Origin of the sequence: Corynebacterium variabile, from assembly GCF_006539825.1 — a bacterium.
In the GTDB taxonomy this organism is placed as follows: Bacteria; Actinomycetota; Actinomycetes; order Mycobacteriales; family Mycobacteriaceae; genus Corynebacterium; species Corynebacterium variabile.
In genome coordinates this window covers 36,283-51,918 of sequence record NZ_BJNT01000020.1, presented here as the reverse complement: position 1 = coordinate 51,918, position 15,636 = coordinate 36,283, and the positions used below count along the sequence as shown (strand labels likewise).

Sequence of the window (15,636 nt, the reverse complement as noted above, 5' to 3'; positions counted from 1 at the left end):
GCGGCGGCCCACTCCTGTACGTCGGTCGCGGCGTCCTACAACTCCGTCAGGTCCAGGTGTCCGGACACGGTGCTCCGGTTGAAGTCCGAGGTTCCGGTGGCGAAGGCCACGGAGTGCGCGTCGAACGGTCTCAGGGCCGAGACCGTGTCGTTGCCGAGACCGATGGTGAAGCCGGAGACCATTCCCACCAGTGCTGCGACGAGGGCGACGACAACCCCGATCATGGTGAACCGGCCCCAGGCGGAGCGCAGTTCCCGTAGGGCGATGAACACTGACATCTCACTCTTGTGACATTCTGTCGCTATGCATGGCGCAGTCGCCCCCCCCCGGGCCGGAGGACGCCATTCTCAGACGGGGCCGACCGGGGCGTCGGGGGCAGCTCTGAGTCGGGCAGGGCCTGCTGGAGCCCATGCTGACCGGAGAACGCCTGCGTCAGGTTGCAGTGCACATAGGCGATGACCGCGGACCGACCCTCCACGTCAAGCCTATAACCCGCAGTCGTCGTCGGTGGCGGTGGAGTAGTCTCCCCGGTGACATGGTCACCGCAGGAACCGACGGATGACTGAACCGACGGAGGTCAGAGAGGAGCCACCCATGCCCGAAGGCGATTCCGTCCTGCAGCTGTCCAACCGCATGCAGTGGATGGGCGGCCGCACACTCACCCGCTCCGATATCCGCGTCCCCCGTTTCGCCACCGAGGACCTCACCGGACGCACCGTCACCGAGGTGTGGCCCTACGGGAAACACCTGTTCATGGACATCGGCGGGCGCGTCCTGCACACCCACCTGAAAATGGAGGGCGTCTGGTCGATCCACACCGCCGGCACCCGGTGGAGGCGCCCCGGCCACACCGCCCGCGTCGTGCTCGGCTTCGCACCGCAGCATGCCGGCGGCCCGGAGATCGAGGTCGTCGGGCATTCACTGGGTTTCGTGCGTCTCTTCGACCGAGACCGGTACGGGGAAGTCGTCGCCCATCTCGGTCCTGACATCCTTGCCCCGGACTGGGCGTCCACTCCGCCGGACGGCATCTCGGGACGCGACGAGGCACTGCGACGCATTCTCGACCGGCCAGAACGGTCCATCGGCGCTGCGCTGCTTGACCAGCGCAATGTCGCCGGCATCGGCAACGAGTACCGGGCGGAGGTCTGCTTCCTCGGCGGCGTCGACCCACGGCGTCCCGTCGGAACGGGGGAGGTCGCCACGACCACCGCCGCGCACCTGCTCGACCTCTCACGTCGGGTGATGTGGGAGAACCGCCTGGAACCGCGGCGCCTGTTCACCGGCGACCGACGCCCCGGCATGGGCAACTACGTCTTCGGACGCGCGGAGAAGGCCTGCCGACGCTGTGGATCCCCGATCATGAAGAGCTTCCTCGGCGGGGTGGACGCCGACGGTGACGAGGGCGAGCTCGAACGCGTCATCTGGTGGTGCCCGGTCTGCCAGGCGGAGTGATTTCGCCAGATCGGTTGCCCCACCCACATCGCCCTCGCCCCCTTCCCGGATGAGGTGCGCGTCGAGAGGGCGGTCGACGACGCTGAAACCACCCTGTCGACGCGCACCTGTGGCGCCGGGAGGTGCGGAGCGGGGCGTGGGGAGAGGTGAAGCGCGTGGCGCCCGGGGTCAACGGTTCTGCAGTGCTCTCCTGATCGCCTTTACGACGAGTTCCCGCATGTCTCCCGGGCAGCGCAGATGGGACTTGGTGAACCGGATCACCTCCCACCCCAGGTCACGCAGGGCATGGAACTGGTTGAAGTCGACCTCGGTCTGCGCTCCCTCTGAGTGGTGACCCCCGTCGTAGTACAGGGCGATCTTCAGCTCCGGGCATCCCAGGTCGGGCAGAGTTCTCGGGGTCCATCCGCGGTGTGCGTCCGGAAGGAGATCGACCCGGACCTGTGACTGCCACCGGTACGGTTCCGGCAGGAGGTCCCGGACGATCAGGCGCATCGCCGTCTCCATCGGGGACTGGGCGCCGTCATCGGCGAGATCCAGAAGCGGAGCCAGGATGTCGCGCGGGACGAGCCCCTTCGACGCCGCGAGGATCTCCGCCCGGGTGATCCAGGTGGCCTGCGCGAGAGCGTCCAGGAACTGCACAGCGCATCGGCCTTCCCTGGACATGTCGGGGATGTCATGGACCCACCAGCTGTGGCGACCGTTGAGGATGGTCCACAAACACTGGACGGCTGCCACCGGCGGTGTCACCACTTTCATCTGTGGAAAAAGAGGACACGGTGTGCATGTCTCCAATCCCGGAGGGAGAGGGCGGAAAACCGGACGTAGCGGTGTTTTCGCTGCTGACGTCGAGATCAGTGATCCGTTGCGACGGTGGCCGGCGAGCAGCAGCACGGGAGCGGAATCGCCCCAGTCGGGTCCCAGACCGTGGATGTCTGCGGCCTGCCAGCCGCCGATCACGGCGTCCGGATGGTTGAGATGGTTCGCCCAGGCCCGGGTGACGCCGTCGACCGCGAAGCCCCCGAAGGCGGAAGGGTCATGGTCCTCGGGGGTGGGGATGACAACGCCTCGCGCGACGGCAGTGAAGTCGTGTCGGAGCTTCCAGTCGGTGACCGCGCCCTGCGCCGCGAGTGCCGTGCGCTTCACCGGTATGACGCTCGGCATGGTCCGTCGTGTGTGGTCGGGGCCCCGTCCCGGTGATCTGCCCTGTCCCTCTTGACGCCCTGAGTTCCGCATGTGGTGTCTCCGTTCGGTGCCCGCATCGGTATGTGTGCAGCGCAGCACATCACGGAATCCCGGAACTGTCGAGAATCGGGTCCGGCCCTGTGGATAACTCACTTTCAGTTCGTCGCACCCCTTGTGGATGACGCCATGCCGGATCCGATGCAGGACTGACGACGCCAGGTGCGCGCCGAGAGGGTGGTCAGCGAGGCTGAAACCAACCAGTCGACGCGCACCTGGCGGGGAGAGGGAGAAAAAGTGACCTAACGCACCCGGCAGGGAGCAGGTAGGAGGGGAGGGGGACGCCGCTACCGCACCCGGCGGGACCTGATGTGCTCCACCAGGTCATCGGTGGAGGCGTCGCCGGTGTCCACGGACAGGGAGCTGCCCTCGGTCAGCAGGGGGAGCAGGTCAGAGGCCCGCTTCTTGCCGAGTTCCACGCCCCACTGGTCGAAGCTGTTCACACCCCACACCAGGCCCTGGACGAAGGTGATGTGCTCGTAGAGGGCGATCAGCGCACCCAGCACCCGCGGGGTGAGCTTGTCGGCGAGGATCGTCGTCGACGGCCGGTTACCCGGCATGACCTTGTGCGGGATCAGCGACTCCTCGACCCCGGCCTCACGCAGTTCCTCCTCGGACCGGCCGAAGGCCAGGACCTTGGTCTGCGCCAGGAAGTTGGCCAGCAGCATGTCGTGCATGCTGGTCGACCCGTCGGCGGCGACCAGGTCGTCCTGCGGGTTGACGAAACCGATGAAGTCGGCGGGGATCAGGTGGGTGCCCTGGTGCAGCAGCTGGAAGAAGGCGTGCTGGCCGTTGGTGCCCGGCTCACCCCAGTAGATCTCGCCGGTTTCCGTGGTCACCTGCGAGCCGTCGAGGCAGACCGACTTACCGTTGGACTCCATCGTCAGCTGCTGCAGGTAGGCGGGGAAACGCCCCAGGTCATGGGAGTAGGGGAGCACCGCATGGGACTGCGCGCCGAGCACGCTGGTGTACCAGACCCCGAGCATGCCCATGAGCACGGGCACGTTCATCTCGAGCGGTTCGGACGAGAAGTGGTCGTCGACCTCGCGGAACCCGGCGACGAACTCCATGAAGTCCCGGGGTCCGATCGCGGCCATGAGGGACAGTCCGATGGCGGAGTCCACCGAGTAGCGTCCGCCCACCCAGTCCCAGAAGCCGAACATGTGCCGGGTGTCGATTCCGAACTTCGAGACCTCGTCGGCGTTCGTCGACACGGCCACGAAGTGCCTGGACACCACGGCACGCACGGCGTCCTCGTCGGAGGTGTCGGTGCCGAGCCTGCCCAGCAGCCAGCGACGCGCGGCGTGGGCGTTCGCCAGGGTCTCCGAGGTGGTGAAGGTCTTCGAGGAGATGACGAAGAGGGTGGATTCGGCGTCCAGTCCGTCGAGCGTCTCCATCAGGTCTGTCGGGTCCACATTGGACACGAAGTGCGGGGTGATCCCCGCCGTCAGATAGGGGCGCAGTGCCTTGGCCGCCATCATCGGGCCCAGGTCGGACCCGCCGATGCCGATGTTGACGACCTCCTTGACGGTGTGGTTCGTCGAGCCGCGCCAGGAACCGGAGCGCAGTGCCTTGGCGAAGTCACGCATCCGGCCGAGGACGTCGTGGACGTCCGCGGCGACATCCTGACCGTCGACCGACAGGTCCTGGTCCACCGGGATGCGCAGCGCAGTGTGCAGCACCGCCCGGTCCTCGGTGACGTTGATGTGCTCGCCGGCGAACATCGCCGCGCGGCGCTTCTCCAGCCCCGAGGCCTGGGCAAGACCGGTGAGCTTCCGCAGCAGCGGGAAATCCACCAGGTTCTTCGACAGGTCGACATGCAGTGGTCCGCAGTCGAACGAAAGGTCTCCGGACCGGCCGGGGTCGTCGCGGAACATGTCCCGCAGCGTGGTGTTGCGGATCCGCGCAGTCTCGTCGACCAGAGCGTTCCATTCAGGGAGGGACGTGAGTGGCGTCATGTTTTCCACGGTAACCTACTCTGCCCCGGTCTCGCCGTGGGCCCCGCCGCCGACGCCGCCGCCGAGCGCGGCGAGGACGTCATCGTGCAGCAGCCCGTTGGAGCCGACCGCCGAACCCTGGTCAGGGCCGGGGACCCCGGACAGCGAGGTGAAGGTCCCCCCGGCCTCCCTCACGATGATGTCGAGTGCGGCGAGGTCCCACAGGTTGACCTCGGGCTCCGCGGCGACGTCCACGGTTCCCTCGGCGACCATGCAGTAGGACCAGAAGTCGCCGTAGCCGCGAAGCCGCCAGGCCGAGTCAGTGAGGGTGATCAACTCGTCTCGCAGGCCGGCGTCCCGCCACCCGGTCAGGGAGGACAGGGAGACCGAGGCGTCCGCCACGTCGGCGACCTTGGAGACGTGCATCCGACGTGCGGTGTCGGTTCCGCCGGCGCTGAAGGTACGCCAGGCACCCATACCCTCGGCCGCCCACCAGCGCCGTGCCAGAGCGGGGGCGGAGACCACACCCACGACGGGGACGCCGTCAACGAGCAGGGAGATCAGTGTGGCCCACACCGGAACGCCGCGGACGTAGTTCTTGGTGCCGTCGATGGGGTCCACCACCCACTGGCGTCCGGCCTTTCCGGCATCGCCGCCGAACTCCTCGCCCAGGACGGCGTCCTCGGGACGATGGGTGGAAATGAGGTCGCGCACCTTCTGCTCGGTGGCGGTGTCCGCGTCGGTGACCGGGGTGAGGTCCGGCTTGGCATGGACCTCCAGATCGCCGGCGCCGAACCGGTCCATGGTGATGGCGTCGGCGGCGTTGGCGATGTTCAGTGCCAGATTGAGGTCGTCGGCGTACGTGTGGTTCGGGCTCGCGGCCGGAGGCTGACTCATGGCCTACAGAATAGGCGGGGGCCGAAATGCCTGCAGTGTGAGCCCGGCGGAATCTGGGGTCCGTGCGGCGTCCCCGGTCTTCCGTCGCCGTGGCCCCCTGCGCCGGGATGGGCACCGGGCGGATCCACGGTGAGGCGGAGGGGGTGCGGGAGCAGCCGGTCCGTCCGGGTGATGGCGTGGAGTCGGCCCGGGCACATCGTCGGTGACGCTCACCCGGCCGAGAACACCACCACGGACTGTCCGAGGACGGGGTAGGGGCCGGTGCCGTCCCAGGTTCCTTCTCCGGTGCTGTCCCCGGTACGACCCGAGGGGGTGGTCTCAGCATCCTGAACCACCCTGTCGGGTCGCTTCCGTGACTCGTTGAGGACGCCGGGACGCGCAGAGTCGAGTTCGAGCGTCCAGGTACGACTGTTGTCGTCACCACCGACCGGGCCGCCGACACCCTCCTCAGCACTGCCGCCCTCGCCTCCACTTCCACCTGAGGGCAGGGACACCTCGGCACCACAGCCGGTGTTCACCACCAGAGCCACGGCACCGCAGTTCGCCTCGCCGTCGGTGTCCCCCGCCGTGCCCCGCAGGATCACCCCGACCGGGCGGCCGTCGGTCGCGTGCCAGTCGGTGTCGGTCATCGGGGTGCCGTCGACGCGGAACCACTCCACGTCCCGGTGCCCGTCGGCGCGGAGCCGCCCGTGGCGGTACGCCGACTGACGTAGCACCGGCAGCCGTCGACGAAGAGCAATGAGTTCACGGGTGAAGGCCAGCAGGTCACCGTGGACCCCCGACCAGTCGACCCAGCCGGTGGGGTTGTCCTGCACATAGGCGTTGTTGTTCCCGCCCTGGCCGTTGCCCAGTTCATCACCGGCGAGCAGCATCGGCGTCCCCTGGGACAGCAGCAGCGTGGCGAGCATCCCGCGGACGCGCCGTGCCCGGGCCTCGACCACGCCCGGGTCGTCGGTGGGCCCCTCGGCCCCGAGATTGTCGGAGAAGTTCTCGCCGTGGCCGTCATTGCCGTGCTCGCCGTTGGCCTCGTTGTGCCGGTCGTTGTAGGAGACCACGTCGGTGAGGGTGAAGCCGTCGTGGGCGGTGAGGAAGTTCACGGAGGTGGTCGCCGGTGCCGCCGGCCAGCGTGTCGGACCGTCGAACAGCCCCGCCGAGCCGAGCAGCAGAGACCCCAGGTCGGTCACGCCGGGACTGTCCCCACGCCACAGCCGGCGTATCCCGTCGCGGAACCGGTCGTTCCATTCGGCCCACGGCCAAGGGAACTGGCCGAGCCGGTAGCCGTCCGGCCCGATGTCCCAGGGCTCGGCGATGAACCGGACCTGCGAGAGCACCGGGTCCTGGGCGACGGCGCGGAAGAACGCGGCATCCGGGGTGAATCCGGCGGAGGATCCCACCCCGACACGTCCGAGGGTGGCGCCGAGATCGAAGCGGAAACCGTCGACGCCGATGTCCGTCACCCAGTACCGCAGACTGTCGGTGACCAGGCGGAGCATCGGTGGACGGTCGACGGCGAGAGTGTTGCCGGTGCCGGTGTCGTCGACGAACTCGGGTCCGTCCATGAGGTGGTAGCCGTTGTTGTCCAGGCCGCGCAGCGACAAGGTGGGACCCAGTTCGTCACCTTCACCGGAATGGTTGTAGACGACGTCGAGGATGACCTCGATCCTTGCGGTGTGGAGGGTGTCGACGAGTTCCCGCAGTTCCCGGTCCGCGGTGACGCCGCTCCGGTCCGTGGCGTAGCGGGGTTCGGGAGCGAACCAGTTCACCGGCTGGTAGCCCCAGTAGTTCGTCAGCCCGCGGTTGACGAGGAATCGGTCGTCGATGAAGGTCTGCAGCGGCAGCAGTTCCACCGCGGTGACGCCCAGGCCGGTGAGATGGTCGATGATCGCCGGATGAGTCATGCCCGCATAGGTGCCGCGCAGGTCCTCGGGCACCTCCGGGTGCGCGGCAGAAAGACCTCTGAGGTGGGACTCGTAGATGATGAGGTCGGCAGCGTCATGCCGGGGGCGTTCCGGCCGGGATGACAGGGAGGACAGGGAGGACACCCCGGGGATCACACATTTCGGCACGACCGGCGCACTGTCCCGTGGGTCGGCGTCCCCGTCATCGGTGAAGCCGGACATCAGCGGATGCCAGGTCAGCGGGGTTTCGATGATCCGCGCGTACGGGTCGATGAGCAGCTTGGCGTGGTTGGCGTAGCGGCCGGTGTCCGGGTCCCACACACCGTCGACCCGCAGGCCGTAGCGGTCGCCGGGCCCGGGGCCGGTGATGCGGGCGTGGCGGATTCCGCCGGAACGCCAGGGCAGGGGGACGCGCAGCTCGGTGTCTGTCCCGTCGTCCCGCGCCGTGAACAGGCAGAACTCCACGGTGGTCGCCTCCGGAGCCCACACCGCGACATTCACGGCGTCCCCGTCGACGGTCACCCCGAGCGGTGCAGGTGTGCCCCGTGAGACGGTCAGTCTGCTCACCCGACCAGCTCCCCGAAGAGGTCGGCGTAGCGGGACGCCGAGGTGCCCCAGTCCACCGGGGTGGTCATCGCGGTACGTCGCAGTCGGTCCCAGGCGTCCGTATCGCGGTACAGGTCGGCGGCCCGACCGAGGGCGAAGCCGAGACCACCGGCGTCGATCGTCCCGCCGAGGCGCACGTCACTGAAGCTGAACCCGGTGGCGGTCCCGGCATCGAGATTCTCCGGGGTGGCGTCGGTGACGGTGTCGCGCAGCCCACCGGTCGCGGCGACGAGCGGCAGGGCACCGTAGCGCTGCCCGTAGAGCTGGGTCAGCCCGCACGGTTCGAACCGTGAGGGCACGAGCACCAGGTCCCCGCCCGCGTACATGCGGTGGCTCAGGGCCTCGTCGTAGCCGATCCACACACCCATCGCCCCGGGGTAGCGGGCGGCCAGCTCACCGAGGGCGAACTCATAGCCGGGATCGCCTGAACCGAGCACGGCGACGGTCCCGCCGGCATCGAGGAAACCGGGCAGTGCGTCACACAGCAGGTCGACACCCTTCTGGTGGGTCAGCCTGGTGACGACGACCGCCAGTGGCCCGGGGCGGTCACCGGCAGGGTCCAGCCCGAACTCGGCGAGCAGTGCCCCGCGGTTGGCGTCCTTCCCTGCGAGGTCGGACGCCGAGAACGGCGTCACCGCGGGATCGGTGGAGGGATCCCAGGCTGCGGTGTCGATGCCGTTGAGGATGCCGGTCATCTCGCCACGGTCCAGGCGCATCGCCGCGACGCCCTCCAACCCGAAGCCGAACTCCGGGGTGGCGAGTTCCGTGGCGTAGCTGGGGGAGACGGTGGTGACCCGCGAGGCGTGCACCATCCCGGCCTTCAGCGTGGAGACCAGACCGTGGTACTCCAGGGACTCCGGGTGGAAGTCCCAGGTCGGCAGTTTCAGCCGGTCGAGCTGGTCGGGGCCGAAGATGCCCTGGAAGGCGATGTTGTGCACGGTCACCACCGTGGGGACGTCACAGCCGGCGTACTTCAGGTAGGAGGGCACCAGCCCGGCCTGCCAGTCATGGGCGTGCACCAGATCCGGACGCCACCGGTCGGCCGTGCCCTCCACCGCCAGCCGTGCCCCGACCCAGGACAGGGCGGCGAAGCGCACATGGTTGTCATGGTGGTCGTGGCCGTCGACGGAGTAGGGGCCGCCGGGTCGGTCGAACAGGTGCGGGGCATCCAGCACCATGAGATCGAGTTCGGTGCCGCCGGTACCGCCGGTGGTCCGGTACACGCCGCGCCGCACCGTCGCCGGACCACCGAAGAGGTCTTCGGTGGCCCACACCCGGCGCAGCGTCGTCCCGGCCTCGGCCAGTTGGGCGAGGACGCCCGGGTAACCGGGCAGCAGGACACGGGTGTGCCATCCCAGGGGTTCGAGGGCGGCGGGCAGGGCGCCGACGACGTCGGCGAGACCACCGGTCTTGATCAGCGGTGCGCATTCGGAGGCGACGGAGAGGACGCGCCGGGTGCGGGGACAGGGAGACATGCCGGTCACTGCCCCAGCTCACCGCGACGGTCGAGCATCGGCTGGGTCACCAGGGTGATGCCGGACTCGGTCCGGCGGAACCATCTGGCGTCCTCCTCCGGATCCTCGCCGATGACCAGCCCCTCGGGGACGACCACACCGCTGTCGACGACGCAGTTCGTCAGCCGGGCGCTGCGTTCGACGTGCGCGCCGGGCAGCAGTATCGCATGGTCGAGTTCGGAGTAGGACCGCAGGCGCGTGTTGGTGAACAGCATGGAGTTCTTCACCTCGGCACCGGAGATGATGCAGCCGCCGGAGACCATCGACTGGACCGCGGAGCCGCGGCGTCCGTCCTCGTCATGGACGAACTTCGCCGGCGGCACCAGCTCGGAGTAGGTCCAGATCGGCCAGGAGTTGTCGTAGAGATCCAGGTCGGGGATGAAGGCGGTGAGGTCGATATTGGCCTGCCAGAATGCGTCGACGGTACCGACGTCACGCCAGTAGGGTCGGGTCTCATGCCCGGTCATCACGCAGGACTCGCTGAACCGGTGGGCGTAGGCGGAGCCGTCCTTGACGATCTTCGGGATGATGTTGTGGCCGAAGTCGTGGGCGGAGGTCGGGTCGTCGGCGTCCTCCCGGAGCAGTTCGCGCAGGAAGGACCACTCGAAGACGTAGATGCCCATGGACGCCAGGGACATGTCCGGGTGCCCGGGCATCGACGGCGGGTCGGCCGGCTTCTCAAGGAAGTCGACGATGCGGCCGGTGACGTCGGTGTGCATGACGCCGAAGCCGGACGCCTCCTCCCGTGGCACGGTGAGGCAGCCGACGGTCACCTTCGCACCGGTGTCGACGTGCTGACGCAGCATCAGCTCGTAGTCCATCTTGTAGATGTGGTCGCCGGCCAGGACGATGACGTACTTCACGCCGTAGTCGTCGACGATGTCGATGTTCTGGGTGACGGCGTCCGCGGTACCCGCGTACCACTTCTCCCCGGCGACGCGTTGGGACGCCGGGAGGATGTCGAGGAACTCATTGCGCTCGGCGCGGAAGAAGCTCCAGCCGCGCTGCATGTGCCGGATCAGTGAATGGGCCTTGTACTGGGTGGCGACGGCGATCTTGCGGATACCGGAGTTCAGCGCATTCGACAGGGCGAAGTCGATGATCCGTGACTTACCTCCGAAGTACACCGCCGGCTTGGCGCGCCGGTCCGTGAGCTCCTGGAGCCGGGAGCCGCGTCCACCGGCGAGGACGAAGGCCATGGTCTGGGCCGTGAGCCGTGGCTGCGCGCCGACGGGCATGCCACCGGATTCCGGTCGAGGAAGGTCTGCTGTGGTCATGGTGTTTCCTCCGTGATGTCAGGTGTGGAGTCAGGTGTGGAGTCTGGTGCGGTGTCAGGTTTCTCGACGAAGAAGATGGCGGACAGGGGCGGCAGGGTGACCAGGGCGGAGTGTCTCTCACCACCACAGGGCACGGCGTCGGTGGTCACGGCGCCGCAGTTGCCGACGTCACCGCCGCCGTAGAAGGACGAGTCGGTGTTGAGCGCCTCGGCCCAGGTGCCGGCGGCGGGGAAGGGCAGGCGGTAGCCGGAGCGCTCCACCGGGGTCAGGTTGAGGACCACGACGACCCGCGGATCACCCGGATCACCGTGGCGTACCCAGGCGAAGACCTCGTCGGCGGCCTCCGGGGTGTCCGGGGAACCGGACCCGTCGGCGTCGACGATGAGCCAGTGGAACCCGCCCGGGTCACCGTCACGCCGGTACAGGGCCGGTGTGGTGCGGTAGAGCCGGTTGAGGTCCCGGACCAGGGACTGCACCCCAGTGTGGCCGGCGTCGTCCAGGCAGTTCCACTCCAGCTCACCGGCGAAGTCCCACTCGGCGACCTGGCCGAACTCGGTGCCCATGAACAGCAGCTTCTTGCCCGGATGCCCCCACATGTAGCCGTAGAAGGCCCGCATGTTCGCCAGCCGTGCCGCATGGTCGGGGCCGCCGGGCATCCGGCCGTACATCGACCCCTTGCCGTGCACCACCTCGTCATGGCTGACCGGAAGGACGAACGCCTCGGTGAAGGCGTAGGTCAGCCCGAAGGTCACCTGGTTGTGGTGGAACCTCCGGTACAGCGGGTCGCGGCCGAAGTAGGTCAGCGAGTCATTCATCCAGCCGAGGTTCCACTTGTAGTCGAAGCCCAGCCCGGCGGGGCGTCCGTCAGCGTCCGGTGGCCCGGTGACGCCGGGGAAGGTGGTGGATTCCTCGGCGATCATCGTGGTGCCCGGGAACTCTGCGGCAGTCTCCGCGGTCGTGTCCCGCAGCATGTCGATGCCCTCGTAGTTCTCGCGTCCGCCCTCGTCATTGGGCACCCACTCGCCGACGCGACGGGAGTAGTCCCGCCAGACGACCGAGGAGACGGCGTCCACCCGCAGCCCGTCGAGGTGGTACTCGTCGAGCCAGTAGAGGGCGTTGGCGGTGAGGTAGTTCGCCACCTCCGGGCGCCCGTAGTTGAAGATCCAGGTCGTCCAGTCCGGGTGGAAGCCGCGGCGCGGGTCGAGGTGCTCGTAGAGGGCGGAGCCATCGAACCGGCCGAGGCCGTGGGCGTCGGTGGGGAAGTGGCCGGGTACCCAGTCGGCGAGCACCGCCAGACCCCTGGCATGGGCGGCGTCCACGAAGAAGGCGAAGTCCTCCGGCGTGCCGTAGCGGTTCGTCGGCGCGTACAGCCCGATCGGCTGGTAGCCCCAGGATCCGGGGAAGGGATACTCCGAGACCGGAAGCATCTCGATATGGGTGAAGCCCAGGTCGGCGACATAGTCGACGAGGTCCACGGCCAGTTCCCGGTAGGTCAGTGGGGTGCCGTCGGCGTGCCGGCGCCAGGACCCCAGATGGACCTCGAAGATGCTCACCGGCCGGTCGCGGTTGCCGACCCCCGGTGTGGTCGGGTCTGTACGGCGGGTGATCCACGCGGCGTCCTGCCAGTCGTGGACGCCGAGACGACGCACGACCGACCCGGTCGCCGGGGCGGGCTCGGCGCCGAACCCCACCGGATCGGCCTTCTGCGGCAGCTGCCCCCCGTGCGCGTCCAGCAGGTCGTACTTGTACACCGCCCCCTCGCCCAGGCCGGGCAGGAACAGTTCCCACACCCCGGTCGAGCCACGCAGCCGCATCGGATGGGCCGACGCGTTCCAGGCGTCGTGGTCACCGACCACACTTACCCGTGACGCCTCCGGGGCCCACACTGCGAAGTGGACGCCGTCGACCCCCTCGTGCGTCGTCACATGCGCCCCGAGGACTTCCCACAGCCGACGATGTGTGCCTTTTCTCAGCAGCTCCTCGTCAGCCGGGCCGATGACCGGGCCGAAGCGGTACGGGTCCTCGCGGAGCTCGGTGGCCCCTTCGCCGTAGCCGATCCCCGGCCAGGTCACCCGCAGCCGGTAGTAGGGCAGGATGACCCCGGTGAAGACGCCGGGGGCGTCCGGGAACGGGGTCAGGTCCACCTCGTCGGTGTCGTTGACCACCGCGACCGCGGACGCGCCGGGGATGTACACCACGACGTGGCGTCCGTCGGAGGTCGGGCCGAGCACGGCGAAGGGGTCGCGCAGGGTGCCGGCGACGATGTGCGCGGCATCCTCGGCGGTGAGGACGCCACCAGGGGGAGGGCGGCCGGTCACAGCGCGCTCCTGACGTCCCAGATCTTCTCCATGTACTCGCGGATCGACCGGTCCGAGGAGAAAAATCCCATCCGCGCCACGTTGATCAGGGCCTTGCGCTGCCACTGTGCGGTATCGCGGTAGATCTCGTCGACCCGGTCCTGGGCGGCATCGTAGGAGTCGAAGTCGGAGGCGACGAGGAACCAGTCACTGTTCCACATGTTGTCGACCAGCCCGCCGTAGCGGTACATCTCGCCGGGGCTGAAGGTGCCCTCGGCGACGGCCTGCAGCACATCGCGCAGCGCCTGACTCTGGTCGATGGCCGCACGGGAGTGGTCCGGCATCTGACGCCGCTCGGCGACCTCGTCGGTGGTGAGACCGAAGAGGAAGAAGTTGTCGGCGCCGACCTGCTCGCGGATCTCCACGTTCGCGCCGTCGAGGGTGCCGATCGTCAGCGCACCGTTGAGGGCGAACTTCATGTTGCCGGTGCCGGACGCCTCCATGCCGGCGGTCGAGATCTGCTCGGAGAGGTCCGCCGCGGGGATGAGCTCCTCCGCCATGGAGACGTCGTAGTTCGGCGGGTAGATCACGCGCAGGTGGTCGCGGGTGTCGGGGTCGTTGTTGACGATCTCGGCGACGTCGTTGATCAGCCGGATGATGTCCTTGGCGGCCTCGTAGCTGGCGGCGGCCTTGCCGCCGAAGATCTTCACCCGGGGCACCCAGCCCTTCCCGCCGTTGGTCGGGTCGCGCTTGATGCGCTGCCACCGGGCGATGGTCCAGAGAATGTTGAGCAGCTGGCGCTTGTACTCGTGCTGACGCTTGATCTGGATGTCGTAGAGGGCGTCCACCGGCACCTCGATGTCGTGATGCTCCTTCAGCCAGGCGACCAGCCGTTCCTTGGCCAGCCGCTTGGTCTCGCCGAAGGCGTCGAACAGACCCGGGTCGTCGAGATGGTCCTCGATCTCGGCGAGCCGGTCAAGGTGGGTCTCCCACCCCTCGCCGATGGTGTCGGTGACCAGCTCCGCCAACGGGGGGTTCGCCAGCTTCATCCAGCGCCGGGGCGTCACGCCGTTGGTGACGTTGAGGATTCGGCCCGGATGCCGCCGGTCCATCACGGGGAACAGGTCCCGCTTGACCAGGTCGGAGTGCAGGGCGGAGACACCGTTGACCTTGTGGCTGGTGACGAAGGCCAGCTCACCCATCTTCACGTGTCCGTCACCGATCAGTCCGACCCCGTAGGGGCGTGGTCCGCACAGTTCGATCTCGCGGTGGTCGAGGCGCTCGATGATCTCCAGGTGGCGGGGCAGGGTCTTGCCCATCAGCCCGATCGACCAGCGTTCCAGGGCCTCCGGCAGCAGGGTGTGGTTGGTGTACCCGAGGACCTGTGTGGTGATGTCGGCGGCGGAGTCGAAGTCGAAGCCGTGCTCGTCGACGAGCAGGCGGATCAGTTCCGGGCCGGCGATCGCCGGGTGGGTGTCGTTCATCTGGATCGCCACGAACTCCGGCAGACGCGACAGGTCGGAGTGCGAGGTCAGGTAGCGCCGCAGGATGTCCTGGACGGAGGCCGAGGTGAGGAAGAACTCCTGGGACAGGCGCAGTTCCTTGCCGCCCTCGGTCGAGTCGTTGGGGTACAGCACCTTCGACAGGGCCCGTGCCATGGCCTCGTGGTTGGACGCCGCGACGAACTCTCCGGCATTGAAGCGGTCCAGGTCGAAGAGGTCGGCGGTGGGCAGTGCGGCCCACAGTCGCAGCGTGTTCGCCCAGTTGCCGCCGTAACCGATGACGGGCGTGTCATGGGCGGCGGCCTGCACCCGGGCGCGGGGGTGCCAGACGCGGTGTCCGTCCCCGCCGTCCTCGACATGTCCACCGAAGCCGACGTCGTAGGCGGACTCCGGCCGGACGAAGTCCCACGGGTTCGGCGTAGCCAGCCAGTCCTCCGGGGTCTCGATCTGGCGTCCGTGGTCGAAACTCTGCTTGAACAGGCCGTGCTCGTAGCGCAGGCCGTAGCCGAAACCGGGGCAGCCGAGTGTGGCCATGGACTCCATGTAGCAGGCCGCCAGCCGGCCCAGACCGCCGTTACCGAGGGCGGCGTCCGGCTCATCGTCGGTGAGCTCGGCGAAACTGAGGCCCAGCTGGTCGAGTGCCTCTTCGGCGACGTCGCGCAGCCCGAGATTGATCGTGGCGTCCTCGAGGAGACGTCCGATGAGGAACTCCATGGACAGGTAGTGGACGCGCTTGCGGTCATCGGTCCAGGTCCTGCGGGTCGATTCGAACCAGGGGGTCACCGCCCGGTCGCGGATCGTGTGGGTCAGGGCGAGTCGCCAGTCGGTCTTCGAGGCGTTGTCAGGATCCTTGCCGACGGTGAACTGGAGGTGGTGCAGCAGCCACCAGCGGAACGTGTCGGCGGTCGGCTCGGGCAGCGTGAGATCGTCACGGTCAACGCCACGGACGGGGATTCTCTCGGACATGGGGCTCCAGGTTGTCCTCAGGGGACACCGGCGTCACGTTCGGCGGGGCCC

Annotated in this window: 9 protein-coding genes and 1 pseudogene; 1 reads left to right on the top strand and 9 read right to left on the bottom strand. The window is 68.3% G+C overall.

The window, feature by feature from the left end:
- Positions 1 to 56: 56 nt before the first annotated feature.
- Positions 57 to 272, bottom strand: a pseudogene (locus CVA01_RS12105) (ABC transporter permease); the annotation flags it as partial.
- Between the two features lie 322 nt (positions 273 to 594).
- Here CVA01_RS12105 and CVA01_RS12100 point away from each other — a divergent pair.
- A complete protein-coding gene (locus tag CVA01_RS12100; RefSeq protein WP_141331037.1) occupies positions 595 to 1,452 on the top strand; it encodes a DNA-formamidopyrimidine glycosylase family protein in 858 nt (285 codons plus the stop codon).
- Between the two features lie 168 nt (positions 1,453 to 1,620).
- On the opposite strand, the gene CVA01_RS12095 is transcribed toward CVA01_RS12100, so the two are convergent.
- From CVA01_RS12095 to CVA01_RS12060, 8 genes are all read right to left on the bottom strand, one after another.
- Complete coding sequence (locus tag CVA01_RS12095; protein WP_244938288.1) at positions 1,621 to 2,613, bottom strand: endonuclease domain-containing protein; 993 nt, start codon at positions 2,611 to 2,613, stop codon at positions 1,621 to 1,623.
- A gap of 365 nt (positions 2,614 to 2,978) precedes the next feature.
- Entirely contained in the window at positions 2,979 to 4,649 is a 1,671-nt protein-coding gene (gene pgi / locus CVA01_RS12090; protein WP_141331033.1) for a glucose-6-phosphate isomerase, read from the bottom strand.
- Between the two features lie 15 nt (positions 4,650 to 4,664).
- Positions 4,665 to 5,525 (bottom strand): histidinol-phosphatase, encoded by an 861-nt coding sequence (hisN, locus tag CVA01_RS12085; RefSeq protein WP_141331031.1) that lies wholly within the window; start codon positions 5,523 to 5,525, stop codon positions 4,665 to 4,667.
- 209 nt (positions 5,526 to 5,734) lie between these two features.
- Positions 5,735 to 7,990, bottom strand: coding sequence for a glycogen debranching protein GlgX (glgX, locus tag CVA01_RS12080; RefSeq protein ID WP_244938287.1), 2,256 nt, complete (start codon positions 7,988 to 7,990; stop codon positions 5,735 to 5,737).
- The gene (glgA, locus tag CVA01_RS12075; RefSeq protein WP_141331029.1) at positions 7,987 to 9,504 is read right to left on the bottom strand and encodes a glycogen synthase GlgA; all 1,518 of its coding nucleotides are present in this window, start codon (positions 9,502 to 9,504) and stop codon (positions 7,987 to 7,989) included. Before glgA ends, glgX begins: the two co-directional genes overlap by 4 nt.
- 5 nt (positions 9,505 to 9,509) lie before the next feature.
- On the bottom strand, positions 9,510 to 10,820 hold the full coding sequence (gene glgC, locus CVA01_RS12070) for a glucose-1-phosphate adenylyltransferase (RefSeq protein WP_244938286.1): 1,311 nt from the start codon (positions 10,818 to 10,820) through the stop codon (positions 9,510 to 9,512).
- Positions 10,817 to 13,138 (bottom strand): 1,4-alpha-glucan branching protein GlgB, encoded by a 2,322-nt coding sequence (gene glgB / locus CVA01_RS12065; protein ID WP_141331027.1) that lies wholly within the window; start codon positions 13,136 to 13,138, stop codon positions 10,817 to 10,819. The genes glgC and glgB overlap by 4 nt, the downstream gene beginning before the upstream one ends.
- The gene (locus tag CVA01_RS12060; RefSeq protein WP_141331025.1) at positions 13,135 to 15,585 is read right to left on the bottom strand and encodes a glycogen/starch/alpha-glucan phosphorylase; all 2,451 of its coding nucleotides are present in this window, start codon (positions 15,583 to 15,585) and stop codon (positions 13,135 to 13,137) included. The genes glgB and CVA01_RS12060 overlap by 4 nt, the downstream gene beginning before the upstream one ends.
- Between the last annotated feature and the right edge of the window lie 51 nt (positions 15,586 to 15,636).